This window comes from Flocculibacter collagenilyticus (assembly GCF_016469335.1).
Taxonomy (GTDB): Bacteria; Pseudomonadota; Gammaproteobacteria; order Enterobacterales; family Alteromonadaceae; genus Flocculibacter; species Flocculibacter collagenilyticus.
This window is the reverse complement of sequence record NZ_CP059888.1, coordinates 1,254,582-1,276,558: the sequence shown is the minus strand read 5'-3', so window position 1 is coordinate 1,276,558 and position 21,977 is coordinate 1,254,582. Positions and strand designations below refer to the sequence as shown.

The following is a 21,977-nucleotide window of genomic DNA, read 5'->3' as shown; positions in this document are numbered from 1 at the left end:
TATGCAACACTCGAAGTCGGCTTAGAATATCAACTAAGCATTCCAATCGTATCAATAGTATTATTAGTACTTAATACATCTTTGATACTAATAAACTCTTCGTGCTTTACAAGTAATACCGAAATATCTGCACCTTTTCTCGCACTATCAATTTCTGAAAGAGTAACAGTAGATATTAATGATTTAGGTAACTCATTAATATTCGGTTCAACCACCAGAACCTCTCCAGCGAACCAATCTGCGATCTCTTTCGTGATCTCTAATGCAGGGCTTTCCCTTAAGTCGTCAATATTTGGTTTAAAAGCAATACCATAGCAGGCGATAGTAACATCTTTCGCAGATTTCTCTGGGTTTTCAGTCAAAAACTCCGCTAATTTCAATTTAACTTTTTCAACTACCCAGTCAGGTTTACTGTCATTTACTAAACGAGCGGTGTGGATAAGTTTTGCATGCTCAGGTGCCGAATCAACAATAAACCAAGGATCAACAGCAATACAATGCCCTCCGACGCCACAACCAGGTTGTAATATATTCACTCGAGGATGACGATTGGCAAGCTGAATTAGTTCCCAAACATTGATATCTAACTTATCACAAATAATAGATAGCTCATTTGCAAAAGCAATATTCACGTCTCTAAAGCTATTTTCTGTTAATTTAGCCATTTCTGCAGTACGCGCATTTGTGACTATACAATCACCTTTAACAAAAGTTTTGTATAACTCTACACTTCGTTTAGCGCAAGTTTCAGACATGCCGCCAATAATCCGATCATTAGCCACTAACTCATGCATTACATGCCCTGGTAACACACGCTCAGGACAATGAGCGATATTTATATCAGCATTATCCCCATCGGTTTGAGGGAAGGTTAGGTCGACTCTAAACTCAGCCAACCAACTAGCCATCTGCTCTGTTGCACCAACAGGCGACGTTGACTCCAATATTACCAAGTTGCCTTTCTCTAGTACTGGTGCAATGGCTTCACAAGCGGCGCGTATATAACTTAAATCTGGCTTGTGATCATCTTTAAAAGGCGTAGGCACGGCAACGATAAATGCCTGCGCAGCTTGAGCTTGAGTCGTTGCCGTCAAATAGCCAGCAGTTACAGCAGATTGAACAGCAATATCTAAGTCAGGTTCAACAATATGAATTTTTCCCTGATTAATAGTATCAACAGCATGTTGATTAACATCCACTCCAATGACTTTAATCTTACGAGAAGCAAATACTGCAGCAGTAGGTAGGCCAATATAACCCAGCCCAAAAATTGAAATTGTCTCAAAACTCATAGCAAATCCATATTATATTTATACTTTGTTAGTATTTTTCCAACTCTGTAACGCTTGTGCAATACGTTCACACGCTTTACCATCACCGTACGGGTTATGTGCAAAACTTATAGCATTATAGTAATCAGGATCTTCAAGCAACTTAAACACTTCTGATGTGATAACATCAACATCAGTCCCAACAAGTTTAACGGTACCAGCCGCAACGGCCTCTGGACGCTCTGTAGTATTTCTCATTACTAATACAGGCTTACCAAGTGAAGGCGCTTCTTCTTGAATGCCACCAGAGTCAGTTAAAATTATGTTTGAGCGTTCCATTAAATACACAAATGGAAGGTAGTCTTGTGGTGATATAAGAAATATATTGTCAATTCCGCTTAATAAGCGATTAACGGGTTCTTGTACATTAGGGTTTAAGTGCACCGGATAAACAACATTTACATCTGGTTTGGCTTTTGCGATTAACGCTAAAGACTCACAGATCCGCTCAAAGCCATCACCAAAACTTTCTCTTCGATGCCCGGTAACCAAAATCATCTTTTTATCTTGCTGCAAAAAGTCAAACTGCTGCTCAAAATCTCTTATTAAGCTTTCATCTGACTTTATTGCATTCACAACCTCTAATAAAGCATCAACAACCGTGTTACCCGTCACATGTATGCTTTGAGCATCAATATTCTCTTGTAATAAGTTTTCTTTTGATTGCTCTGTAGGAGCGAAATGTAGCTCCGTTATTGCACCGGTAAGCTTTCTGTTAGCTTCTTCAGGCCAAGGCGAATATAAATTCCCTGTACGTAAACCTGCTTCAACATGTCCAACAGGAATTTGCTGATAAAAAGCAGATAAGCTAGTTGAAAATGTTGTAGAGGTGTCGCCATGCACAAGCACAATGTCGGGCTTAGATTGGTTTAATACTGACTCCATTCCAGATAGGATATTTGAAGTAAGCGTTGAAAGCGACTGACCAGGTTTCATCACATTTAAATCATAATCAGGCGTAATATCAAAAAGTGACAAGACTTGATCTAACATCTCCCTATGCTGAGCTGTAACACAAACCTCCACTTCAAAGCTCTCATTATCTTTAAGCTTTTTTACAAGTGGGCACATTTTTATCGCTTCAGGGCGCGTCCCGAAAACTAAGAGTATTTTTTTCATTTAGAGAATTACTTAAACCTTATATTGCTCCACAAACCAGATTGTTTGCCTGATATTCCTTTACGGTGTTGAGGAGTTTTAATCAAAAGAAAAACTTTGGCTTGCATTATAGACGATTGAATAGATATCTCATTAAGAATTTTAACAATGGAACTTGCCTTTTCCACCTTGAAGGTTGAGACAACACCCTATACAACCACTCTAAGTTTGCTTTTCTCCATGCTTTGGGAGCTCTTTTAACATTCCCTACATATACATCGTATGTTCCTCCAACCCCCATATAAAATGCATCTGGATACTGCTCACGACACTTTTGTATAAATATCTCTTGTCTTGGAGAGCCTAGAGCTACAGTAATTATCTTAGCTTTTGAGTTCTTAATTTCATTTATCAGAGCATCTTCATCAGAAAAATAACCACTGTGACTACCTACTACATTAACTCCTCTCGACTTTAATTTCGTGCAAACCAACTCAGAAACGTGCTTTTCTGCACCAAGAATATAAACTCTTGTTCTATAAGGAGCAGTATTAGATAACAGTGACTCCCACAATTCAACACCAGGGATTCTATCTAACTTTTTCCTTGTCTTCTTTTGAAGAGCTTTTACAACACCAATACCATCAGCATAACGGATTGTTCCTGATAATAAGATATTTTTTACTTCAATACTTTCATTTGATTTGATTATTTTCTCTGGGTTAATCGCAATAGCAAAACCAGGCTGAACTACTCCCGCTTCGCAAAGAATAGTAGATAACATAGTTTCTATTGAATCAAAACAATGAATAGGAACTCCCAAAACTTCAACCGTAACAACTTCATTTAGAGCAGTTACACTTTTACTTTCCGACATATCTTTCTTACTTAAAAATTAAATACATTGGCAAATTGACAACACCTAGTAACCTAAGAGCTGACTTTAACCTTTCCAGTACTACCACCACTTAAATACATATTCTCTTTTATACTTTGAAAAACAACGGTAATCGACCAAACAAATGTGAATGTAAAAAGGGTTATTATAACTTTATAAATGAATAATTCTAAAGACTCTCGCATCATAAAAAATGAATACGGAAGTAATGTGTAACAGATTAAAATTGGGAACGGCTTTGAAGAAAAAATTGACACTTCTAAAACATAACTAAATGCTAATAAAAAAATCAACCCTAATAACATCCCTATACTGCCAGCCATCATATAAAAGCCTCCTACTAGGGTAGGAGAAATGATGATAGACTCATTAGATGAACCTAATATTACATCGGTATAATACAATGCATTAGTTAGCGGAACGATTGGTTTTTCCGGCCAAAGAACTCTTGGCACTAAACCGTAAAATTGTGCTGCAATATTATTTAGCCCGAGAAACTCTTCATCACTTTCATTATAAAAAGTGATTATGTTATTAAAAGAGTCGTAAGGAGACAAGCTATCAATTAAATAGCGGAAACCTAGTTCAAGTGTACTATCATCTAACCCTTGTCCATATCTTACAAATGCAAGATAATTAATCACAAATATCAAAGCAATAACTATACTAAAAAGAGTACTAAGAGATATTAACTTTAATCTCTGAGCAAGTATTATAGTACCCAATAGCGCTGCTGCTAATACATTTCTTGACCCCCCCAAAATAAAATATACTGCAACGCCACCTAGAATAGCTACTCCGGATGCTGTAATTAATGCACCTTTTGTCCTATATGTGAGCAGAATCACAAAAGCAGCAGGAATAAACAAGTAGAAAAAAATCATAAAAATGCCATTTCCTGCATTCGATGCTAATCGGTCGCCATAGTTACCAGCACTAAAACTAATCCCATTAATTGCTACATAGCCCAATGTTGCCATAATAAATACAAATAATGATATAAACATCACTAACTTATTTACATCTGGAGGGTATATCGGAATTTCTGAGGCCCTTACATTTCGCGTCAAAAATAGGCTTAAGAAGATATACAAATTAAAAAATAATAATGTTAACCAAAGCCCAGGCATATAAATTTCATCTGATGAAAGCTCTAATCCAAACAACGTATTAGCAGTCCAGCTAAGCGGGATCCACAGAAACATTGTAATGTAAAGAAAACATGAAATGAAATAAACAAAACCAAGCCTATCTCTAAGGATGAACATGCAAACTATTAAACTGGCTGTACTGATAATAAATATCAGTAATAATTCATTTAACACTATGTTTACTCAGCCTAAGCCCATAAACAATTAAAAAAGTGACGGTGGCCAAAATAAACCCTAAGACTGACAAGCCTATGCAAATCAAAGCCCTGCTAGGAGAGTACTTTTTTTCGGGAATATATGCTGATTGAATAGTTTCTAATGTATACTCAGCCTTACTCTTAGCAAGCATTAAAGCACGCATTTGTTCTTCTATAAGCGCAAATGCTGTTTGTTGAATTTCTTTTAATTCTGTAGTCTCTATATACTTCTTAAGAAAATCTAAATTACGGTTAATTTCTGCTAACTCGTTAATTCTATTATAATGATTGAAATCTTTAATCAATTCACTCAACCATTCCTGTGCAATTAAAGGGCTGTAAAAGTCAATTGATAACTTAAACAAGTTTTTCTTTCTAATATAGGTTACATTAAAAATTTCTCTGAATTTTTCATATGCCTCTTCATCTGTAGGGGTTTTCTTTTTAGGGTATTTGACATCACGGATCCAATTGTTATTTTTGTCATAGATTTCATGGTCGAGAATTAATGTATTCGACTCTTGCTGCCACTCTTTAGTAGCAAATAAATATGGTTTTAGCTTATGTTTATTTATGAAATCAATCAAAAAATCTCTAGATTTGATTGATTCCTCAATTCTATATGTATCTTTTCCCTTTCCACCATCTAAACTGATTCCAGCTACTGAGGCTAGACCACCAAGCTGATTTAACATTCCCGACAGACCAGAGTTACTCGAGCTTGTAACTGGAACTAATTGAGCCTCACTTCGATAAATATTAGGCAACGAAATTGCGTAAAAGACACTCGCAATCATCGTTAATACTGAAAAAGCTAAAATAAAGTATTTATACTTTCGAATTCCTTGCACAAAAAAAGTTAGGCTAGACACAGCGTCTAACTCAACCTCTTTTACAGTTGAATGAACCACTTGAACTCCTATAGTTACAACATTTTAATATAATTTTTTTTGCATTTAAAAAGTTAAATAAAATTAACTTGCAAAAAACTAAGCATTGATACAATTGTAATGCGGATTTAACACTACCTTCCGCCGTGCGTTAATGTAATATAAATCTTCTCAATTTCAGATGACACATTCTTAATAGAGTGAATTTTGCTTAACTTAAGCGCATTATTATTAATATTTAATCTTTGCGTATCATTAAGAGCTAATGCTTTTAATACTGTTTTCTCGACAGAGTTTATTAAAGCATTTTCTGAATTCTCAGAGTCGATAATAAAACCACTATTATTAGTAATCTGCGCTTTGGCTCCATCTGTGCTAGTTGCAATAACAATACATCCGCTTGCCATAGCTTCTGTTAAAACAAGTCCGAATGACTCATTCCTACTTAAATTGAGAAGTATTTTACTTCTACTATAAATAATTGCTAACTCAGAGCTTTTCATACTTCCCAATAGCTTTACATCGTGTACACTTCTAAGGCTAGATAAGGCGCTATGATACTCTCCGCAACCCACCACTGTAACCTTCATTGGCTTTTTCAGCTGCTTTAAAAGGCTTATGAGTCTATCTGTGCCCTTATTTTTATCTAACGTGCCAACAAAGAGGATGTCGATGTCTCTATCAAATGTTCTCTTTTGATAAAAGTCGTTACTGATTCCAGCACTAAGTATTGCGTAGTTTGTTACAGGTTGAAAAAACCTCTTCATTAGTTCTCGACTAACAAAAATCGGATAATCAATAAACCTTGTAGCTAAACGATAAACCTTCGAAGGGGGGGAGTAGTGATATATATCACTACCATGAAAAGTAACTACTAATTTGCACTTGGTATTTCTAAATAGCTTATATGTTAGCGCTAAAATAATTGTCGGATAAAAAAAGTGTATATGAATAATATCATATCGCTTTCTTTTTAAAATTATATGTTTAATAAAAGACATGAAGAAAATTATATATTTGAATTTACTTGTAATTCTGGAAGTCATTACCTTCATACAATAATAATCAACTGTACAAAACCTTGAGCCCTTAAGCTCCTTATATTGATCCCTAACAAATTGACCTAAATAAGGCTTGGAAGGATCTTCAGGCATATTTGTTAATATTAATACATTCATTAGTAGCTTAAAATTTAATTATATTATGTATTATTTCTACGAGCGCTTTCTAATTGCTTCGAATAATTTCCATCTCCAGGCAGAAAGTGGAGCTTCACACGAGTGAAAAAATGGATGAAAGGAATAAAAAATGGAGGTGTTGAAGGTTTAAAACCAGTCTCAGTTTTTACTGATTTATATTTGCTCGGTATATTTTTCCATATTTTATTTATTAATTTAAACTGAATTCCCTTTGCATGTGACTGGAGTAACAGGGGTTCAAAAATACTCAGTTTGGTAAAGACAGGAATGACAGTAAAAAATTGTCCACCTATAATATTTCCACCATTAACGGCTAATCTAGCACCGCGACCGTATACGAATTCGTAATATGTTACCTTTTGATAATCAGTAAGAGACAATCCCTTTGTTTTATTTTGAAAGTCACTATATAAAACTTCTTTTTCTTTCTTGTTTAATTTAGAATATCTCTTGAATAAAATATACTTAGCACTTAAAGGAAGCGAATAAAGAATGGGAAATATGCGAAACAATTCACCTAACCATCCTTGAAATTTTATAAACTCTCCTCGTTGTAAAGTATCTCCCGCATAGCCATCAAAAAATGCAAATGCACCATTGCTATTTTCTTTAGCAAACTTGTAGGTAGTCAAAAGCCTATATACCGCCTTCGACGAACCAAAAAATATTTCTTCGCAAATATCATCTTCATGCTGAACCTTACGAGGATAGTCATAATCAAACTCTATATAATGAGTAAAGTCCGCTTTAAAGTGTCTAGCGACAGGACGATCACCGCTGTGCTCTGGTCCATATGTGTAACCAAAACTATAGTTGGAAGAGGCTAAAATTAACCTTGAATCTAAGCCTCCACTTATGGCTAAAGCTCGAACATCTGTATTCCAATGCTTAGCAAGTTCATTAATTTCAGCCGATAAGTTAGAAATACAGCTATGTTTGCTATATTTATGAGTGTTAACACTATAATATTTTCTAATAGAATCCTTCATAATTATAGCTCCAGGCTCTAGCCGCTCAACATTCTTAAAAGCAGTAAAGTTACCAAATAAGCACCCATGCTTCTTTTGAATTCCATCAAAGAATATATTCTTTTCTATATCATTGAAGGCTTGAATAGAAGGCGCTATAACTAGCTTATCGAGACTATCATGCTTATAGTGTGCTGAAATTCCTAATGGATCTGTAAATAACTTAATGATGTCTCTATCTTTTATTAATATAACAAAACTACCAGCTGATATTTTATTAACCGCGTTATCAGGGCTAATTTGATACTCTTGTATAAACCCTCTAAGATCATTTCTTTTTCCATTGAAAATAAACCACCCTGCTACAACGCCTATTACATTTTCAATTGACACTATAGGCTCTACAGGCCATTCCTCTTCAGAATAAACTACTGTGAGATTATTTGATGAATCGAGCTCCACATCCAACACTTGATGAATACCTTGAAAATACTCCACTGTTCGAAATAGTTTTCTATAGTCACTATTTAGGTAAAGCCCCTTCATACTTTTTGACCACCACTTGTGAAATTAGTTAGATTAGTATTATATAAATTTAATCGTGAGAGTTTACAGTATCTTCTTAAAAAAAAGTTTCTGACAAGAACAATTATTATTAACAAAGAATAAATTGAATAAACTACTAAACTTTGATGTGTATCCAGTATTGCAATAGTCGTAAACACCAGACTGCTACTGAAAAAGAAATAAAGGAAATTATATTTTAAAACAATCGATGATCTCTCACTCATATTTAAAGTTAGTGTGTCTAAAAGAGCAAACTGGCTCAAATAACCAAATGTGATTATTAGTGAAACAAGCAAATAATCACTTCCTGTAAAATTAATACCATCGGACATATCTAAGAGCATAAAATATGAGTTACTGAATACTAGAAGTGGTAAATAAATCAATAACATTACCCTTCTGAGCGACGTGTAAATTTTTTTATAACTAGAATCATCAGGTGCATTTATTGCTTTTATAAACTCAGGCAGCTTTGCGTTCACAAAAACTCTTGGTATTAACATTACCATTCCTAACAAAAATGTGGTTGCTGTCATTACATAAGACATAGATGTTGCTACAAATGGAAGAATCAAGGGAGGTATCAGCCAACTTAACGCTCCAGATAAACCATTTGAGAAGCCAACGAACATTGACTCCTTAATCTTGCTAAAGTTTATGCTCATCTTCGCTTTCAACCTGAAAGTCATAATAGCTCCAAAGAAAATGAACAAATATGGGGTAATAAATACGAGAAATAAATAAACCGCTTCTATTAACTCAATGTAAGTCAGCAATGTCACTCCCAAACAGATCTGCAACATTATTACTAGTTCGACCACTGTCAGTTTCCTAAAAAGCTTCAGTGCTAGTAGTTTATGTCTCAAGTTCTGATAAAAGGTAATACTAACTAAAAGTGCAATACATAAAATAGGATGCGCTACTACATCAAATGAAAAAGCTAACGTGATAAAAAAAATACCAGAGAGCAATCCCACCAAACTCTCTATTTTATATCTATTCTCTATTTCATTTGCTTCTTGCGGAGCTAAAGATATATCTTTAAGCAATACCATAGAAAAACCTATAGTGAAAAAAAGATTTATTGCCAAAACGAAAGATATATCTGAAAGAACAATATTCGTACTGTTCTCATTTGAAAAATAATAGGTTAAAAGTGTGGAAAATAAGAGTCTAGTACCACCAAAAGCACCCGTCGCATATATTATACAAATTTTATTAAATACGCCATTAAATCTCATTATCTAGCTACCTGTTCCCATAATGATGCACTCAGCTCGTAGGTAGCACGATTGGATTTATAAAGATTAGTTAATGACGGTGTGAAGTAAAAGTACTTATTTATACTTTTTTGGCGCTTAACAAAGTATCCAGTTGGGTGAGCAAGAACATTGTAGCTTCCGCTCTCTATAAAAAATTGAACTGCACGACGCATGTGGCTAGCAGAAGTTACCAGCAAAAATGTTTCCGATTTAATGATTTTACTTATTATTTTAACTTCATCTTTTGTATTTTTGACTTCTCGTATCTTGATAATTGATTTGTTAGATACACCTAAACTAATAGCTAACTCTGCTAGTACATCAGCATGATAATTGACATTTCCAACCCCCTTCCCTCCTGTTAAAACAAGCCATGCGCCACCTTCAACCTTATTAAATTGTACTATTCCCTCAATAAGCCTTTGAAGCGAGCAACTGGATATTTTACTCGTGAGCGGAAGACTTTCATCATCAGTATGACCACAGCCAAGCACAACGACGTATTTATAACTACGCGCATTGGCGTTTACCAACTTTGTAGGCTTACTTTCTATTAATCCAATCATAAAATTTGGAACATAAGGAAGAGAAAATACAAGTAATATCGTTGTAGCTAAATATAAACAAACCGCCGATCTGCCTATATTTTTTTGATAGATAGAAGAAAAGCATGAATACACAAGCAGATAGATAGAAATAGTTAGCGGTGTAAACCAGAACTTATATAGCTCAACAAAAAACTCCATTGCCCTTCCTATATCTGAATGAAATTATTTTTCATTATTTTTTAGCTTCGCACCACGTCTTAAATACTTTTGACGTAATGTAGCCAAGAAAGAAAGGTTGCTCGACAAATAATATTGAACTTTAAGCCTTTTATCACCAGTGACTAATTGCTTTATAAGCTTAGAAAAACTTAGCTTTTGATTACTTGTTTTAATCTTAAGAAACTCTTGATTCGTCAGGTTTTCGGAAGACATTTTAGCTCTGTGCTTTTCAAAAAATTGAGCCAGTCCGGTTAATTTTTTTGGAGATGCCGATATTCTCTCTTTTGAATGCCCCACATGAACAATATAAGTTGGAGTTGCCACTCTTTTTGCAATGCCATATTTTTCAACCAATCTCACCCACATATCATAGTCTTGAAATGCTACAAATTTTTCGTCAAATCCTCCCAAAGATAATATTTTATCTTTCTCAACTAAAACCTGATTAGACGCTTCATTTACATTTAGCATATCATGAAGTGTAATATTTTTATTGCTAGGAAATTTAACTACTGATTTATGGCCATAGTCCCAAAAATACGCTGAACAAACAAACGAAACATCCTTGGAAAAAAACTTATAAAGCGTAGACAAGCGGTTTGGAAGCATTTCATCATCATCATCAATTCCCGTTATTAATTCCCCCTTCGCCATTTTTATTGCCAGGTTTCTTGCTTTACATGCCCCACTTTGCTTATCAAGCTGATAAACAGATATTCGCTTGTTTTTTCCATAATATGAATTTAAGAACTCCACTGTGTTATCTGATGATGCATCATCAACAATTATTAGTTCAAAATTTTCATAATCCTGGGCAAGTACCGAATTTATAGCTCTAGTAATTAGCTCAACTCGATTTCTAGTTGGCATATATACTGATATTAAAGGGCGCTTGGAATTAGAGGGTATTGTTTCTGAAACAATATTATTCACTTTAAAATAATTATCCATTCTGTTCAGCTATTACATTTCAATTCTAACATGTTCAAATAAATACTCATACAAGCTAAGACAACATAGTGTTTTATGTATGCACTAAAAACAGCAAAACTTTAAGTACTTTTAATTTGTAACACACGGATAACCTTCAATGATAAAAGGGAATAATATATTACTGAGTTGCCGCATTCAATTTACCGCACACGCTCAAATAGCAATAAATTAATATCAAGACATTTTTAATAATTGAGATATATTGATTTTGCCATAAATCCATATCTTTGCACTTTCTGAAAGCAACATTGCTATGAGATAGAATACAATTTATCTATAACCGAATATTAATGTAGCCTTTACATTTATATTGATTATATTTCAGCTTTTCTACCACGATAATATCATCTCTATGTATATATCAATTCAAAGAGAGTAAAGCATAGCCATAAAGCCCAAATGCATTTTCGAGCGTGGCCATCAGGGCACTTCACACTTCCCCTCTACTTTTAGGGCGCTAATTTCATCTTTTGAAAAAAAGTGTTTCATAAATCTATTATCATATAACAGTTTCGACATAGACTCTGATAGCTTATAATTATCAATAAATTGTTGATAAGCCTCCCAATACCATTTATCTCTGGCAAGGTTCTTAGCTCCCAACTTAATTTCCCTCCCCACAAAACTTTCAATAATTGCAATATTTTGAGTGAGCTTATCACTTCTAAGCAATAAAAGAGAAAACTTTCCCGACTGTATTAGAGCATAGCCCTTATTAATATCAAACGAATAGTCATAGATATCAATGCCTGTGGTCGCCTTCAATTCCTCATCAAACCATTTAACAGGGTATTCATGATTAAACTCACTTGAAAAAACTTCTACAAGGAAGTTTGAGGATTGCTCTCTCGTAGATAGTTGCCTTCCACCTCCTAAACAATTTGTATAAGCAGAAAATATATAAGCATCTATGTCGTGGAAAAACATAGAAATATTTCTTGATAAGGGTTCGCGCACTAAGCTTATAATCTTAGTTTGCCTCCTTCTTTTGAATAAACACTTACATACTATGTATACAAGCTCTTGTTTTAGACGATTTAAATAATACCTCCCCCCAAATCTAGCCATACCTCTGAGCCTAACAGGACATGTATGATTCCTTGCATGGAACGTATGAACGTGAACAGCTCCGTCAATGCTACCCTCTAATGAGGTCGAGCCTACTTTACCCATTTGATATATAAAAACACTATCCTTATTCAAATAACGTTGAAACAGCTTTTTATAACGAACATAAAAGTTAAAAGATTTCACGTTGTTTCCCTATTTTTGAATTTATCAATTACGTATATGAAGCTAATAGCATTATTTACAATAACAGCCGCTGATGCAGATAAGGCAGCTCCAAGTGCACCATATACTGGAATTAACCCCCCCCCAAGTGAAACTAGTACAATTACTGATATAAAAACTGCTTTTTTCTGCACAGCTTCATTTCCAGACATTATCAGAAGATTTCCAGTGGGCCCTACTAAAGCTTTAAAAAGCTGCCCCAACAATAAAACCTGTAATGTGAGTTTAGCGTCAATAAACTCTGCACCGAAAAGCAAAAGTATTTCTGATGAGAATAGCCAAATTAAAGTAATAATTGGTACACTAATCAGTCCACATATAATTGTAGTCCTTTTATAAAGTAACTTAAGAGCTTCATTGCTACTTGCCATTGAACACTCAGCAAAACGAGGCGCAAGAACAGTGTTAAATGCAGCTAAGAGAAATACTAAAACGCTCGCAACTCGCATAGAAACACCAAATAAACCTGCTTCTTGTTGCGAACTCAAAAAACCGACACCTACTTGTAAAGAATGAAGCATAAAAACAGATAATACTGCAATGATCCAATTATCAGGGCTTGAACGATTAAGCATCACGATATCTGTAGAACCGACTTCCATATCAAGGTTTTTTTCTATAATTAACCAATGGCAATAAATAAAAAGTAAGTAAAAAGACAATACTATTCCGTGTACAACAATGTACGTCTCAATATCCAAGTATTCATAAAAATGAATAACACCAAACGCTGTACAGAGTAGTAAAAAACGAGCAACGCCATTGTAAAAACCATATAGCTTAACATTTTTTATTCCTTTGAAAGCGCTCTCATAAACAGCCCCATAGCTCAGCAACGGAGCAAAAAGGGCCGCAAAAGCAATAGCTAAATGTATACCTTTGTGTGAGGAACTAAAGTAGCTCATTCCGAAAATAGCTACTGAGATGGACACAGATATGTATGATGTAATGTGCAGCTTAGAAAACGCCCACATCAAAATAGCGCTTTTTTTTATAGACACTTTACTCGCTATAAAACGCGTTATCACATTATCTATTCCACAACGACAAAGAACAGAAGCGATAGTTAGCGCCGATACGAAGCTAAAGTATACTCCAATCCTTTCTCCACCAAAGTAACGAGACAAAAGTACACTTGAAACAAAAGAGCAAAACGTGAAAAAGACTTTCAATACAAAAACTATAGCCGTATCTTTTAGCCAAAATTGTTTATTTCGCTTATTCATGAAATAAAATCAATCTTCAAATGTGTAATTAAAAAGTAGTATATCCTCTTCATATAAAGACTCTACGAACTCTTTTGACTCTTGATCATACATTGCCTTATAACACTGAGTATCTTTAGAGGTAAGTTGCAAATTTTGGAAAAGTTGCTTCGAAACTAACTTAATTCTATTTTTAATACCTGTGGCAGTGTTCTTATTTTTATGTGGCAGCTCTGTGTTTGAAATATCTAGTCTGCTACAGACCTTACTAAAGTCAGATTGTAAAGTTTCAAATTTACCAACAAAGTCAACTAAGCAGTTACCTGACTTGTCATATAAAAAATTTGACTGCGGGATAATGTGTCTATACAAGTCTTGAGATAGATCATAATTATCGTCAGTTTTTTTGGGATAATACTGAAACAACCATGTTTTAAAGTCATGCTGATACTGACATACTGCCTGCAATCTACGATATCTATACTCTGATACTATTCTGGCCCAAGGGTTACGAACAAAACTAAATTTAAAGTAATCTATAAATTTTTTTTCAGAAATATACTTTAATTCTATATATTCAGCTGCTGTCAGATGAGCTAATCGGGGTGGACCTAAGCTTGGATCACTATTAGGCCTGAGTAATAGGTGGGAGCGTTGTTGCCATGTCAGTCCAGCACGCTTAATAAACACACTTTCAATACTTTGCCCTGCTGTTTTGGGTATATGCACAAATATACACCTGTCTTTGTGTGATATCACTTAAAATACCCTTTAATCTATTACTTCAACTTTCTTAATATTGAAATTAATTTTCTATTATTATTCTTCAAGTCAGCGATATTCTCTACTTGTATCCTAGCGTTTTTAGCTAACTTTTCTCTAAGCTTATCTTCTTCCATCAAAGTAATAAGGCACTGAGCAAGTACGTCAACATTTCTTTCAGGCGCTAATAATCCATGTAAGTTATTGGAAATTAATTCAGGAATACCACTATGGAAAGTTGAAATAACAGGAGTCCCAAGCGCCATCGCTTCCATTAGTGCTACAGGAACCCCCTCCATGTCTCCATTTGATGCAGTTATACTTGGCTGTAAGAATATATCGGAAGAGCTGATATATTTCACAACCTCCTCTTGGCTTATGGCACCTATAAATGAAACATGCTTACAAAGCCCCAAATCCTTTACAAGTTGTTTAAGTGTCGCTTCTAGTTCGCCAGAGCCCGCTAATATATATTCAAAATTAACCTTCTGTTTAACTATTGCTAATGCCCTAAGCGCAATATCGAGTCCCTTTTTTTCTGTAAAACGAGCAACTGTAAATATTTTAAGAGCTGAAGTAGTATGCCTAGGGTGTTGATAAGCAAACTCTTTTAAATCTATTCCCACCCTATTCACTTGTATTTTATCAGGTGGGCAACCTAATGAAATTAGTTTTTCTTTCCACTTATCACTTACTGGTAACATTAAATCAGTTTGAGAAAACAAGTTCTTATAATCACTATCATTTTTCTTTAGAACATTATGCATAGAAAGCTCAAAGCCATGGAAAATTGTAACAATCTTACCGTTAATTACTCCTAGCTGCTTTAATTTGTTTGCAATAACTCCTGTTGTACCAAAATGACAAATTACAACATCATACTGTTTGTAGTTTTTTTCATTAGCAGCTATAGATAAAAGTAAACCACTTCTCGCGTGATGATTGAAGCGCTTTAGATTAAGAGCTCTAAGTACTGTAGGTAGAGTTTTAAAACTAGCCCCCCCCTCAAACAAGCAACGCAAACGCTGCAGAAATTTTTGAATCGTTGAACTATAACTTGGCGTTAGATATTGCGTCTTACCCTGTAGCCCATAATCAACAAAGTTTTTATGCATGATATCCATTTTTTTGGGACAATGTATTGAAAGAATGGAAACATCAAAACCTAGGTCTATAAGGGAAGTTACTTGTTTTAAAACAAAGGTTTGCGATAAGGCAGGAAATTGTTCAACAAAAATCGCAATTTTCAATTTTAATCACTATTTAAAAACGGTTTCTATTTACAAAAAAAGCGAGCAATGCTCGCTTATTACAAATACCAAATTAAAGGTTAGTTAGCAGTTTCTTCGGCAGCCATAACTGCACGATCTTGCTCAGAAAGAACTTTAAATAATGCTGTAACATCAACACTATCTTTTGGAACGTTAGTAGTAATTTCTAGAGCAACTTTACCTTTAGTAGCACCAGCATCCGCTTTAACTGCATCCATAACCATACTAGAGATATCAGTTAAGCCAGCACTAACCTCACTAACCACCCCCAAAGACTTCCAAGAGTCTTGACCATCTTCAAGAATATAGCGTACTGACATATCGCCAGACTTAGAAGAAGTGTTAGTTAAACGTAATACAACCTGAGTATTATCGCCAAAAGGCATGTAAGGAATTTTAACTACTGAACCGTTAAGAGTCCAAGCACCTGCACTTGCATCAGTAATAACTTTAACGTCAGACTTGGCCGAAGTAGCAGTATAATCACTAGTTATTGAATACGTGAAAGACTGCTTAGCAAGCATTTTTGCATCTTCAGCTGACGCACCAGGCACAGTAATTGTAATTGTAGCTGGAGTTGCTGCTGTCATACCTTCAATTGTTACAGATGATAAGTCTGCAGCCGCAGTAACTGTACCAGAGCTAGCAGTAATTGAACCTTCGCCCGCTTCCAATTTATTATCACTGTCTGTATCAAGCGAAGTGAAATCACCATTAAGAGTAAGATCAAAACTCACGGTAGAGATAGGCAGCTTATCTACAGGAGTAAGAGCCAGATCTAAACCAAGGGCATCTGTTTTACCAGTTGTGAACTCTAAACGGTCTTGTGATACATCAATAACACCATCAAGCGCCCCTGTGTTTGCAGTAACATCCACATCAGAAAACTCAGATACTTGCTTAAGAGCTTTTTTAGCTGTACCAGTAGCATAATCACCAATCACAGTATTTACCGCACGGAAAGTTGGCGCAATGGAAGCAGCTGAAGTTGACTTAAGTGTTACATTATCAAGTGCCAAAATAGATCCCGCATTAACAGCAGCTGTTGCACCAAAAACAATACTATCACCTTCGTACTTGATGAAAGAAAGATTTGAATCTGGAGTATCGATATCATCATCATTACCAGCAGCATTAACAACCGTAAGCATACTAAGCTCAGGGTTAGCACCAGTAGTATCAAATGCTGCACCTGGGAAAGTTACATATACAAAATCACCATTTTGAACTGTAACATCAGTTTTGATATAAAGAGCAAATTCAGAAGCGTCAGGTTGAAATTCTGTAGACGGATTGTCATCGCCAGCTGGAATATCTAAAGTTGAGATTGAGCCTGCACCTGCCAAACCTTCTTTAGAAATCACAACATCAGCAGTTGCAACAGTAACATCTATAGCAGTTACATCCGCTCCTGCGCCATTCATTTGCAATTCATAGCTAACAACAGATGCATTTGCAACTGAAGATACAGAACCCACGATCGCCAAAGCGATTAGAGATTTTTTTAACATTTTTTCCATTCTCCTAGTTTCATGAAACAGGAACACACCTTAAATGGTATGACCTGATTTTTCTGGAACAGGCGTTCCAATACTTATAATTAATTTCGAAATTATATCGAAAGTGTAAAAATTCTTATACTAAGACTAAAATTTAGCATAAAGAGAAAATATAGCAAAGCTGGTTGCAATTTTACGCAGATGAAACCTAGACTGTCAAGCAAGTAAACCCAGATTATCAATGAATTATTTAATTTATGCAAATATCTTTCTATTCAAAGATAAAGCATTATTTAACAATTTCACTTTTAAAATATCTGTAACTGATCCAATCCTTGATGAAGCTTTTCCTTTATCTCAACCCATTCTTCAGCTGACTCTATAATCTTAGGTGTAACCAGCACAATTAATTCTGTTTTGGTGCCTGTATTAGATGTTGCACCAAATAAACTTCCTATAATAGGTAAATCAGATATTCCAGGTACAGCTGTTTGCTTATTACTCTTGTTCTCACTAATTAGTCCACCTAAAATAACCGTTTGACCGCTTTCCGCAACAACCTCGGTAGAAATACTCCTTTCAAAAATTGAAGGTGAATTAGCAACAGTTGACCCCCCATCCGCCTCATTACTAATACTTTGTTGAATTTCCATAATGACTACACCTTGAGCATTTACAACAGGTGTTACACTTAACTCAACACCCGTGCTTCTATATTCTATTGATGTAACTTGCTTTTCACCACTTAAAGGATCTTGCACTGTTTGGCCAACAATTGGAATGTCTGTACCAACTCTTATTTGAGCCTGAACCCCATCTCTAACAACAATTGAAGGTTTTGATATAATATTTACATTACTGTTTGTTTCAAAAAGGTTTAATGAAAGGCTACCATTAACACCACTTACTAAGTAAGATAACCCACCAAATGACTTTGAACCAAATGCTCCTGAAGTTGACAAGTTGTAGCTTCCATTGCTTAAAGCAAACTCTACACCTTGCTTAAACTCATCTGTTAAAGTTACTTCAGCAATCAGAACCTCGAGCATGACCTGCTTTGGAAGCACATCTAATCTCGTTATCAAGGGTAGCAACTGTTGATACTTTTCTCCTGTAGACTCGATAATGATTGTATTTGCCCTTTCATCAACAACAAAATTCACATCTCTCCCTTGCCCATGACTCACTGAGCTGTTAGATGTATTCATGCTCGACTTAACGGCTTTATTTTGACTATTTGCACTAACCTTATTACCTTCATTACTCCTTGATAAGTTGCTAGCGCCTCCTATAAGTAACTGTAAACTTTGACCTAAATCTGTTGCTCTAGAATAGCGAGGTGTATACACGAAGTACTGTTTTTCAGTGGTAACCAGAGGTTTATCAATTTCCTCAGCCCAATATCCCACCCTTTCTATCAAGTCCTTACTGTTAGAAAAAACAACCAATGCGCCTATACGCTCTAGAGGTACCAGCGATACAGCGCTGGTGGTAAGGTTTGCATTATTAACAGATACACCATCCTGAACTAATAATTCCTTCAATTTCTGTAAGAGCTCTTGCGTGGAAATAAAAGTGCTTTTATATATTGCAACTTTACGCTCTCTAAATCTTGGCCTGTCAATTAACTGAATAAACTCTAAAGCCCGTAAAATTTCAGCTCGCTTCCCCCTAAGTAAGGCAGCGTTGCGCTCGTGATCAATAAAAAGCTGAACATTAACAATCTGTTTGAGCATAAGGTTAAGTAAGCTAGTTTGACCATATTTAAATGGTACCATTTGAATAATTTCAGTTGCTGTATTTGGTACATCTTCAATTTCTCCACCATATCCATAAACAATATTGTGACTAGCCATACCTCCCGCGCGCTTGTGTATATAGTAAACTCCGTCGTCGTACCGTATTACATAGCCTCTCTCGGAAAGTACTTCTTCACTTAAACTAAATAGTTTTCGTTTACTAATCTCAGATTGTAGGTTCAGACTTATTCTATCAGTATCATTTTTAACATCATTGCCGATAATGTAGCTAAGACTTAGCTCTTCACCAAGTACGTAATGAATAAAGTCTTTTAAGAAAAGTTGATCCGCAGAAATTGTAAGCATCTCATTGTCACTAAGCTTTTCTTCGACATCCAATGGTTTTTTAATAAACTCACTTTCATGCTTAATGCTGTGAACATAAGATAACCCCCCCGTATTCCTGGACTGATCATCTATACTTTTATCGTTTTGACTATTAACTGACGCATCATTAGTATTTATTTTTTCAGATAAAAATGAGTTTACAGGCTCCGTTTTGACTCCTTGGCTAGATACACAACCAGCTAAAAAGAAACTTATAAATAAAAAAATTGTTGGATTAACGGTAGAATTACTCTTCATAAATTGCAGCCTATTGGCCGACTCCCTTGTACATTTTTAATAAAATAACATGTTTAGTATTACTATTAACTAACTGAATTGACGTATTTGATAAAATAGATGCGCGATAATCAAATATCGACTCGCCATCTAAAAGCTTAATCACTTTGTTTTCTTCATCAACAGACTCATTTATAAGCTGGATTAAAAAATATATTTTTTGAATACCTGCTAAATTATTTTTCTTAACAATCCCTTGCAATAATATTTTATGCTCTCCATTAAGAGTTTTCAAAGATGTGGTATTGTCCTCAGTTACTCGCTTATTATCAATACTGTTCACTGATTTAATAGTTGAAGTAGGGTTTTTGTAACTATTTTTTAATAGTTTCACTGTCTCACTATTAAGCATGTGACTTTTAAATATCAGCTCCTTTTCTTCAATATTGAATGGTTTAAATGAGTTATTATCTAGAAGTCCTACAAACCGATTATTAAAATCTATAAAATAAAAGGCAGTTATCATAGTACACGCTAATATCAAAATTATAGGGTTAAATTCTTTCATACTTTTCTCTATGAATTATGTCCATATGAATAAAAACTCAAAACAAGTCTACCATCCAACTTGGTTTGATCATTCCCTTTAATATTAAAATTAAAACTATCAATAGATGTGAAATGTATATTTGTTTCCAAGCTTATATATAAAGATACTATGTCATTAATATCTCCTTTTAATGATAAATTAACTGAGTGCTTAATTATATCGTTATTACCATCTACTAAAGTTGGTTTCTCCCAACCAATATTTCTGTATGAAATGAAATTTTTCGCAAGTAGGCCTTCTAACCACTTTTGCTGTTGTAACTGAAGCTCTGTTTCTTTCATCGGCTCAAAAACAACACCTTTTACACCTTGTAGCTTCATAGAAATATCTTGGTAATACTTTTCAATGGTGTCCTTTTGCTTATTTAACTCTGTAGTTTTTAAATATTTATTTTTAAGTAATTGTAAATTTATTATCTGTGCGTCTTGCCACTCTAAAACTGGATATAATAAAAATTTCATACACAGAAGCAAAACGATAATAAACATTGATACTAAATGTTTATTTCTCATTATTATCACCTAATTGATTTCATTAATTATAAGACTAATCACAAAGTACTCTTCCCCTCGGCTTTTTCGTGTGGGGTAATCAAATTTAGCATCTACAACCTGCTGATTAGCGCTCAATTTTGTCAGTAGCTCTGTAGCACTTTTAGTTTTTCCTCTTATAATAAATCGTTGATTGCTAAACCGTACATTTGTGTACTGAACATAAGATGCATGCTCTTTGACTATTAACCACACTAATGCTGTACGATTTTGACTTTCAATAAACTCATTATATAAGGCAGCCTTTTTTAGCTTATTATCTAAGTTACTTTTTACAGCAACAAGATTTATAACTTCCTCATCAATCTGGGCAGATTCGTAATAGAGCTTATCCTCATAAAGAAACAGAAATATACTAGTAAGGCCAATATATAAAGCTGTAATAAAAATAATCGGAATTAATAGTGAAAAAGTCACTGTTTTAAAAAGTTTTTGTTTTCTTTCTTTGTAGAAACTAACAACTCCTTGAACGCAAGACTCCTTCAATGAACTAAGAATTGCGCTTTTAAAGAATTGAAAAATACACTCTTTTGTAACTGTATTAGCTTCCGCACTTTCATTCAAGTTAACAGAAGCAGCAAACTTCATCGTAGAATTCAATAGTGGAGTTTTACATGCACTAACTATAGTGCTATTAACCTTAGTAATAAAATACGAGTTATTTGTGCTAACTTCAATTTCTAATATATAGTTATTTTCTAGAGTTTTACCTATTAATTGACTTTCCGGAATTCGAATCAAAGAGTGAGGAACATTGTCTTGAAAAGAATAAACCAAAACATGAATCGACGAATTATTAAGCTTGTAATAAATATATATATTATTGCTAACGTCAGCTTTCTCTAGAGCTATCATTTTTTTAGCATCTGAAATATTATCAACAGGGTAAATAATATGCTCTTCAGCATAAAACTCTCTCGATACAATTAAAACTAAAGGCGGTCTATTATTTTCTTCACTATTAAGTATAAGTTTACTTTTTTGTTCGACAAAACGATTTATATTTCCGTCAAAGTATCCACAAAAAAATTTAAGAATAAACGATGAAAACTTGTCAATCAACATACTTACTATCTCTGGTTTAAAAATGTACTTACCTTAA

Annotated in this window: 19 protein-coding genes; all 19 read right to left on the bottom strand. The window is 34.5% G+C overall.

Features of this window, described 5'->3' with window-relative positions; translation table 11 throughout:
• Window positions 1-29: 29 nt before the first annotated feature.
• The 19 genes from wecC to HUU81_RS05540 all read right to left on the bottom strand — a co-directional run bounded on the left by wecC (window position 30) and on the right by HUU81_RS05540 (window position 21,940).
• Window positions 30-1,292, bottom strand: coding sequence for a UDP-N-acetyl-D-mannosamine dehydrogenase (gene wecC / locus HUU81_RS05630; RefSeq protein WP_199611284.1), 1,263 nt, complete (start codon window positions 1,290-1,292; stop codon window positions 30-32).
• 18 nt (window positions 1,293-1,310) lie between these two features.
• Window positions 1,311-2,450, bottom strand: coding sequence for a non-hydrolyzing UDP-N-acetylglucosamine 2-epimerase (wecB, locus tag HUU81_RS05625; protein ID WP_199611283.1), 1,140 nt, complete (start codon window positions 2,448-2,450; stop codon window positions 1,311-1,313).
• A 106-nt stretch (window positions 2,451-2,556) separates the two neighbouring features.
• Window positions 2,557-3,306, bottom strand: a complete 750-nt coding sequence (locus HUU81_RS05620) for a WecB/TagA/CpsF family glycosyltransferase (protein WP_199611282.1) — start codon at window positions 3,304-3,306, stop codon at window positions 2,557-2,559.
• 53 nt (window positions 3,307-3,359) lie between these two features.
• Window positions 3,360-4,652, bottom strand: a complete 1,293-nt coding sequence (locus tag HUU81_RS05615) for a WzyE family oligosaccharide polymerase (RefSeq protein ID WP_199611281.1) — start codon at window positions 4,650-4,652, stop codon at window positions 3,360-3,362.
• A complete protein-coding gene (locus HUU81_RS05610) occupies window positions 4,642-5,586 on the bottom strand; it encodes a Wzz/FepE/Etk N-terminal domain-containing protein (protein ID WP_199611280.1) in 945 nt (314 codons plus the stop codon). Before HUU81_RS05610 ends, HUU81_RS05615 begins: the two co-directional genes overlap by 11 nt.
• Window positions 5,587-5,699: 113 nt before the next feature.
• Window positions 5,700-6,743: a glycosyltransferase family 4 protein gene (locus HUU81_RS05605; RefSeq protein ID WP_199611279.1), complete on the bottom strand. Its 1,044-nt coding sequence runs from the start codon at window positions 6,741-6,743 to the stop codon at window positions 5,700-5,702.
• A gap of 23 nt (window positions 6,744-6,766) precedes the next feature.
• On the bottom strand, window positions 6,767-8,278 hold the full coding sequence (locus HUU81_RS05600; RefSeq protein ID WP_199611278.1) for an asparagine synthetase B family protein: 1,512 nt from the start codon (window positions 8,276-8,278) through the stop codon (window positions 6,767-6,769).
• Window positions 8,275-9,540, bottom strand: a complete 1,266-nt coding sequence (locus tag HUU81_RS05595) for a hypothetical protein (RefSeq protein WP_199611277.1) — start codon at window positions 9,538-9,540, stop codon at window positions 8,275-8,277. Before HUU81_RS05595 ends, HUU81_RS05600 begins: the two co-directional genes overlap by 4 nt.
• The gene (locus HUU81_RS05590) at window positions 9,540-10,307 is read right to left on the bottom strand and encodes a YdcF family protein (RefSeq protein WP_199611276.1); all 768 of its coding nucleotides are present in this window, start codon (window positions 10,305-10,307) and stop codon (window positions 9,540-9,542) included. Before HUU81_RS05590 ends, HUU81_RS05595 begins: the two co-directional genes overlap by 1 nt.
• A 24-nt stretch (window positions 10,308-10,331) precedes the next feature.
• Window positions 10,332-11,279: a glycosyltransferase gene (locus HUU81_RS05585; protein ID WP_199611275.1), complete on the bottom strand. Its 948-nt coding sequence runs from the start codon at window positions 11,277-11,279 to the stop codon at window positions 10,332-10,334.
• 462 nt (window positions 11,280-11,741) lie between these two features.
• The gene (locus HUU81_RS05580; protein ID WP_199611274.1) at window positions 11,742-12,575 is read right to left on the bottom strand and encodes a putative capsular polysaccharide synthesis family protein; all 834 of its coding nucleotides are present in this window, start codon (window positions 12,573-12,575) and stop codon (window positions 11,742-11,744) included.
• Window positions 12,572-13,840 carry an MATE family efflux transporter gene (locus tag HUU81_RS05575; protein ID WP_199611273.1) on the bottom strand — a complete coding sequence of 423 codons (1,269 nt, stop codon included), beginning with the start codon at window positions 13,838-13,840 and terminating at the stop codon, window positions 12,572-12,574. Before HUU81_RS05575 ends, HUU81_RS05580 begins: the two co-directional genes overlap by 4 nt.
• Before the next feature lie 9 nt (window positions 13,841-13,849).
• Complete coding sequence (locus HUU81_RS05570) at window positions 13,850-14,578, bottom strand: sulfotransferase family protein (RefSeq protein ID WP_199611272.1); 729 nt, start codon at window positions 14,576-14,578, stop codon at window positions 13,850-13,852.
• Between the two features lie 20 nt (window positions 14,579-14,598).
• Window positions 14,599-15,831, bottom strand: a complete 1,233-nt coding sequence (locus tag HUU81_RS05565) for a glycosyltransferase (protein ID WP_199611271.1) — start codon at window positions 15,829-15,831, stop codon at window positions 14,599-14,601.
• 80 nt (window positions 15,832-15,911) lie between these two features.
• Window positions 15,912-17,363 carry a hypothetical protein gene (locus HUU81_RS05560; RefSeq protein WP_199611270.1) on the bottom strand — a complete coding sequence of 484 codons (1,452 nt, stop codon included), beginning with the start codon at window positions 17,361-17,363 and terminating at the stop codon, window positions 15,912-15,914.
• A gap of 296 nt (window positions 17,364-17,659) precedes the next feature.
• Window positions 17,660-19,735 carry a secretin N-terminal domain-containing protein gene (locus tag HUU81_RS05555; RefSeq protein ID WP_199611269.1) on the bottom strand — a complete coding sequence of 692 codons (2,076 nt, stop codon included), beginning with the start codon at window positions 19,733-19,735 and terminating at the stop codon, window positions 17,660-17,662.
• A gap of 10 nt (window positions 19,736-19,745) precedes the next feature.
• Window positions 19,746-20,282 carry a hypothetical protein gene (locus HUU81_RS05550; protein WP_199611268.1) on the bottom strand — a complete coding sequence of 179 codons (537 nt, stop codon included), beginning with the start codon at window positions 20,280-20,282 and terminating at the stop codon, window positions 19,746-19,748.
• A gap of 8 nt (window positions 20,283-20,290) precedes the next feature.
• The gene (locus HUU81_RS05545) at window positions 20,291-20,836 is read right to left on the bottom strand and encodes a hypothetical protein (RefSeq protein ID WP_199611267.1); all 546 of its coding nucleotides are present in this window, start codon (window positions 20,834-20,836) and stop codon (window positions 20,291-20,293) included.
• 9 nt (window positions 20,837-20,845) lie between these two features.
• Window positions 20,846-21,940: a hypothetical protein gene (locus HUU81_RS05540; RefSeq protein WP_199611266.1), complete on the bottom strand. Its 1,095-nt coding sequence runs from the start codon at window positions 21,938-21,940 to the stop codon at window positions 20,846-20,848.
• Window positions 21,941-21,977: the final 37 nt, after the last annotated feature.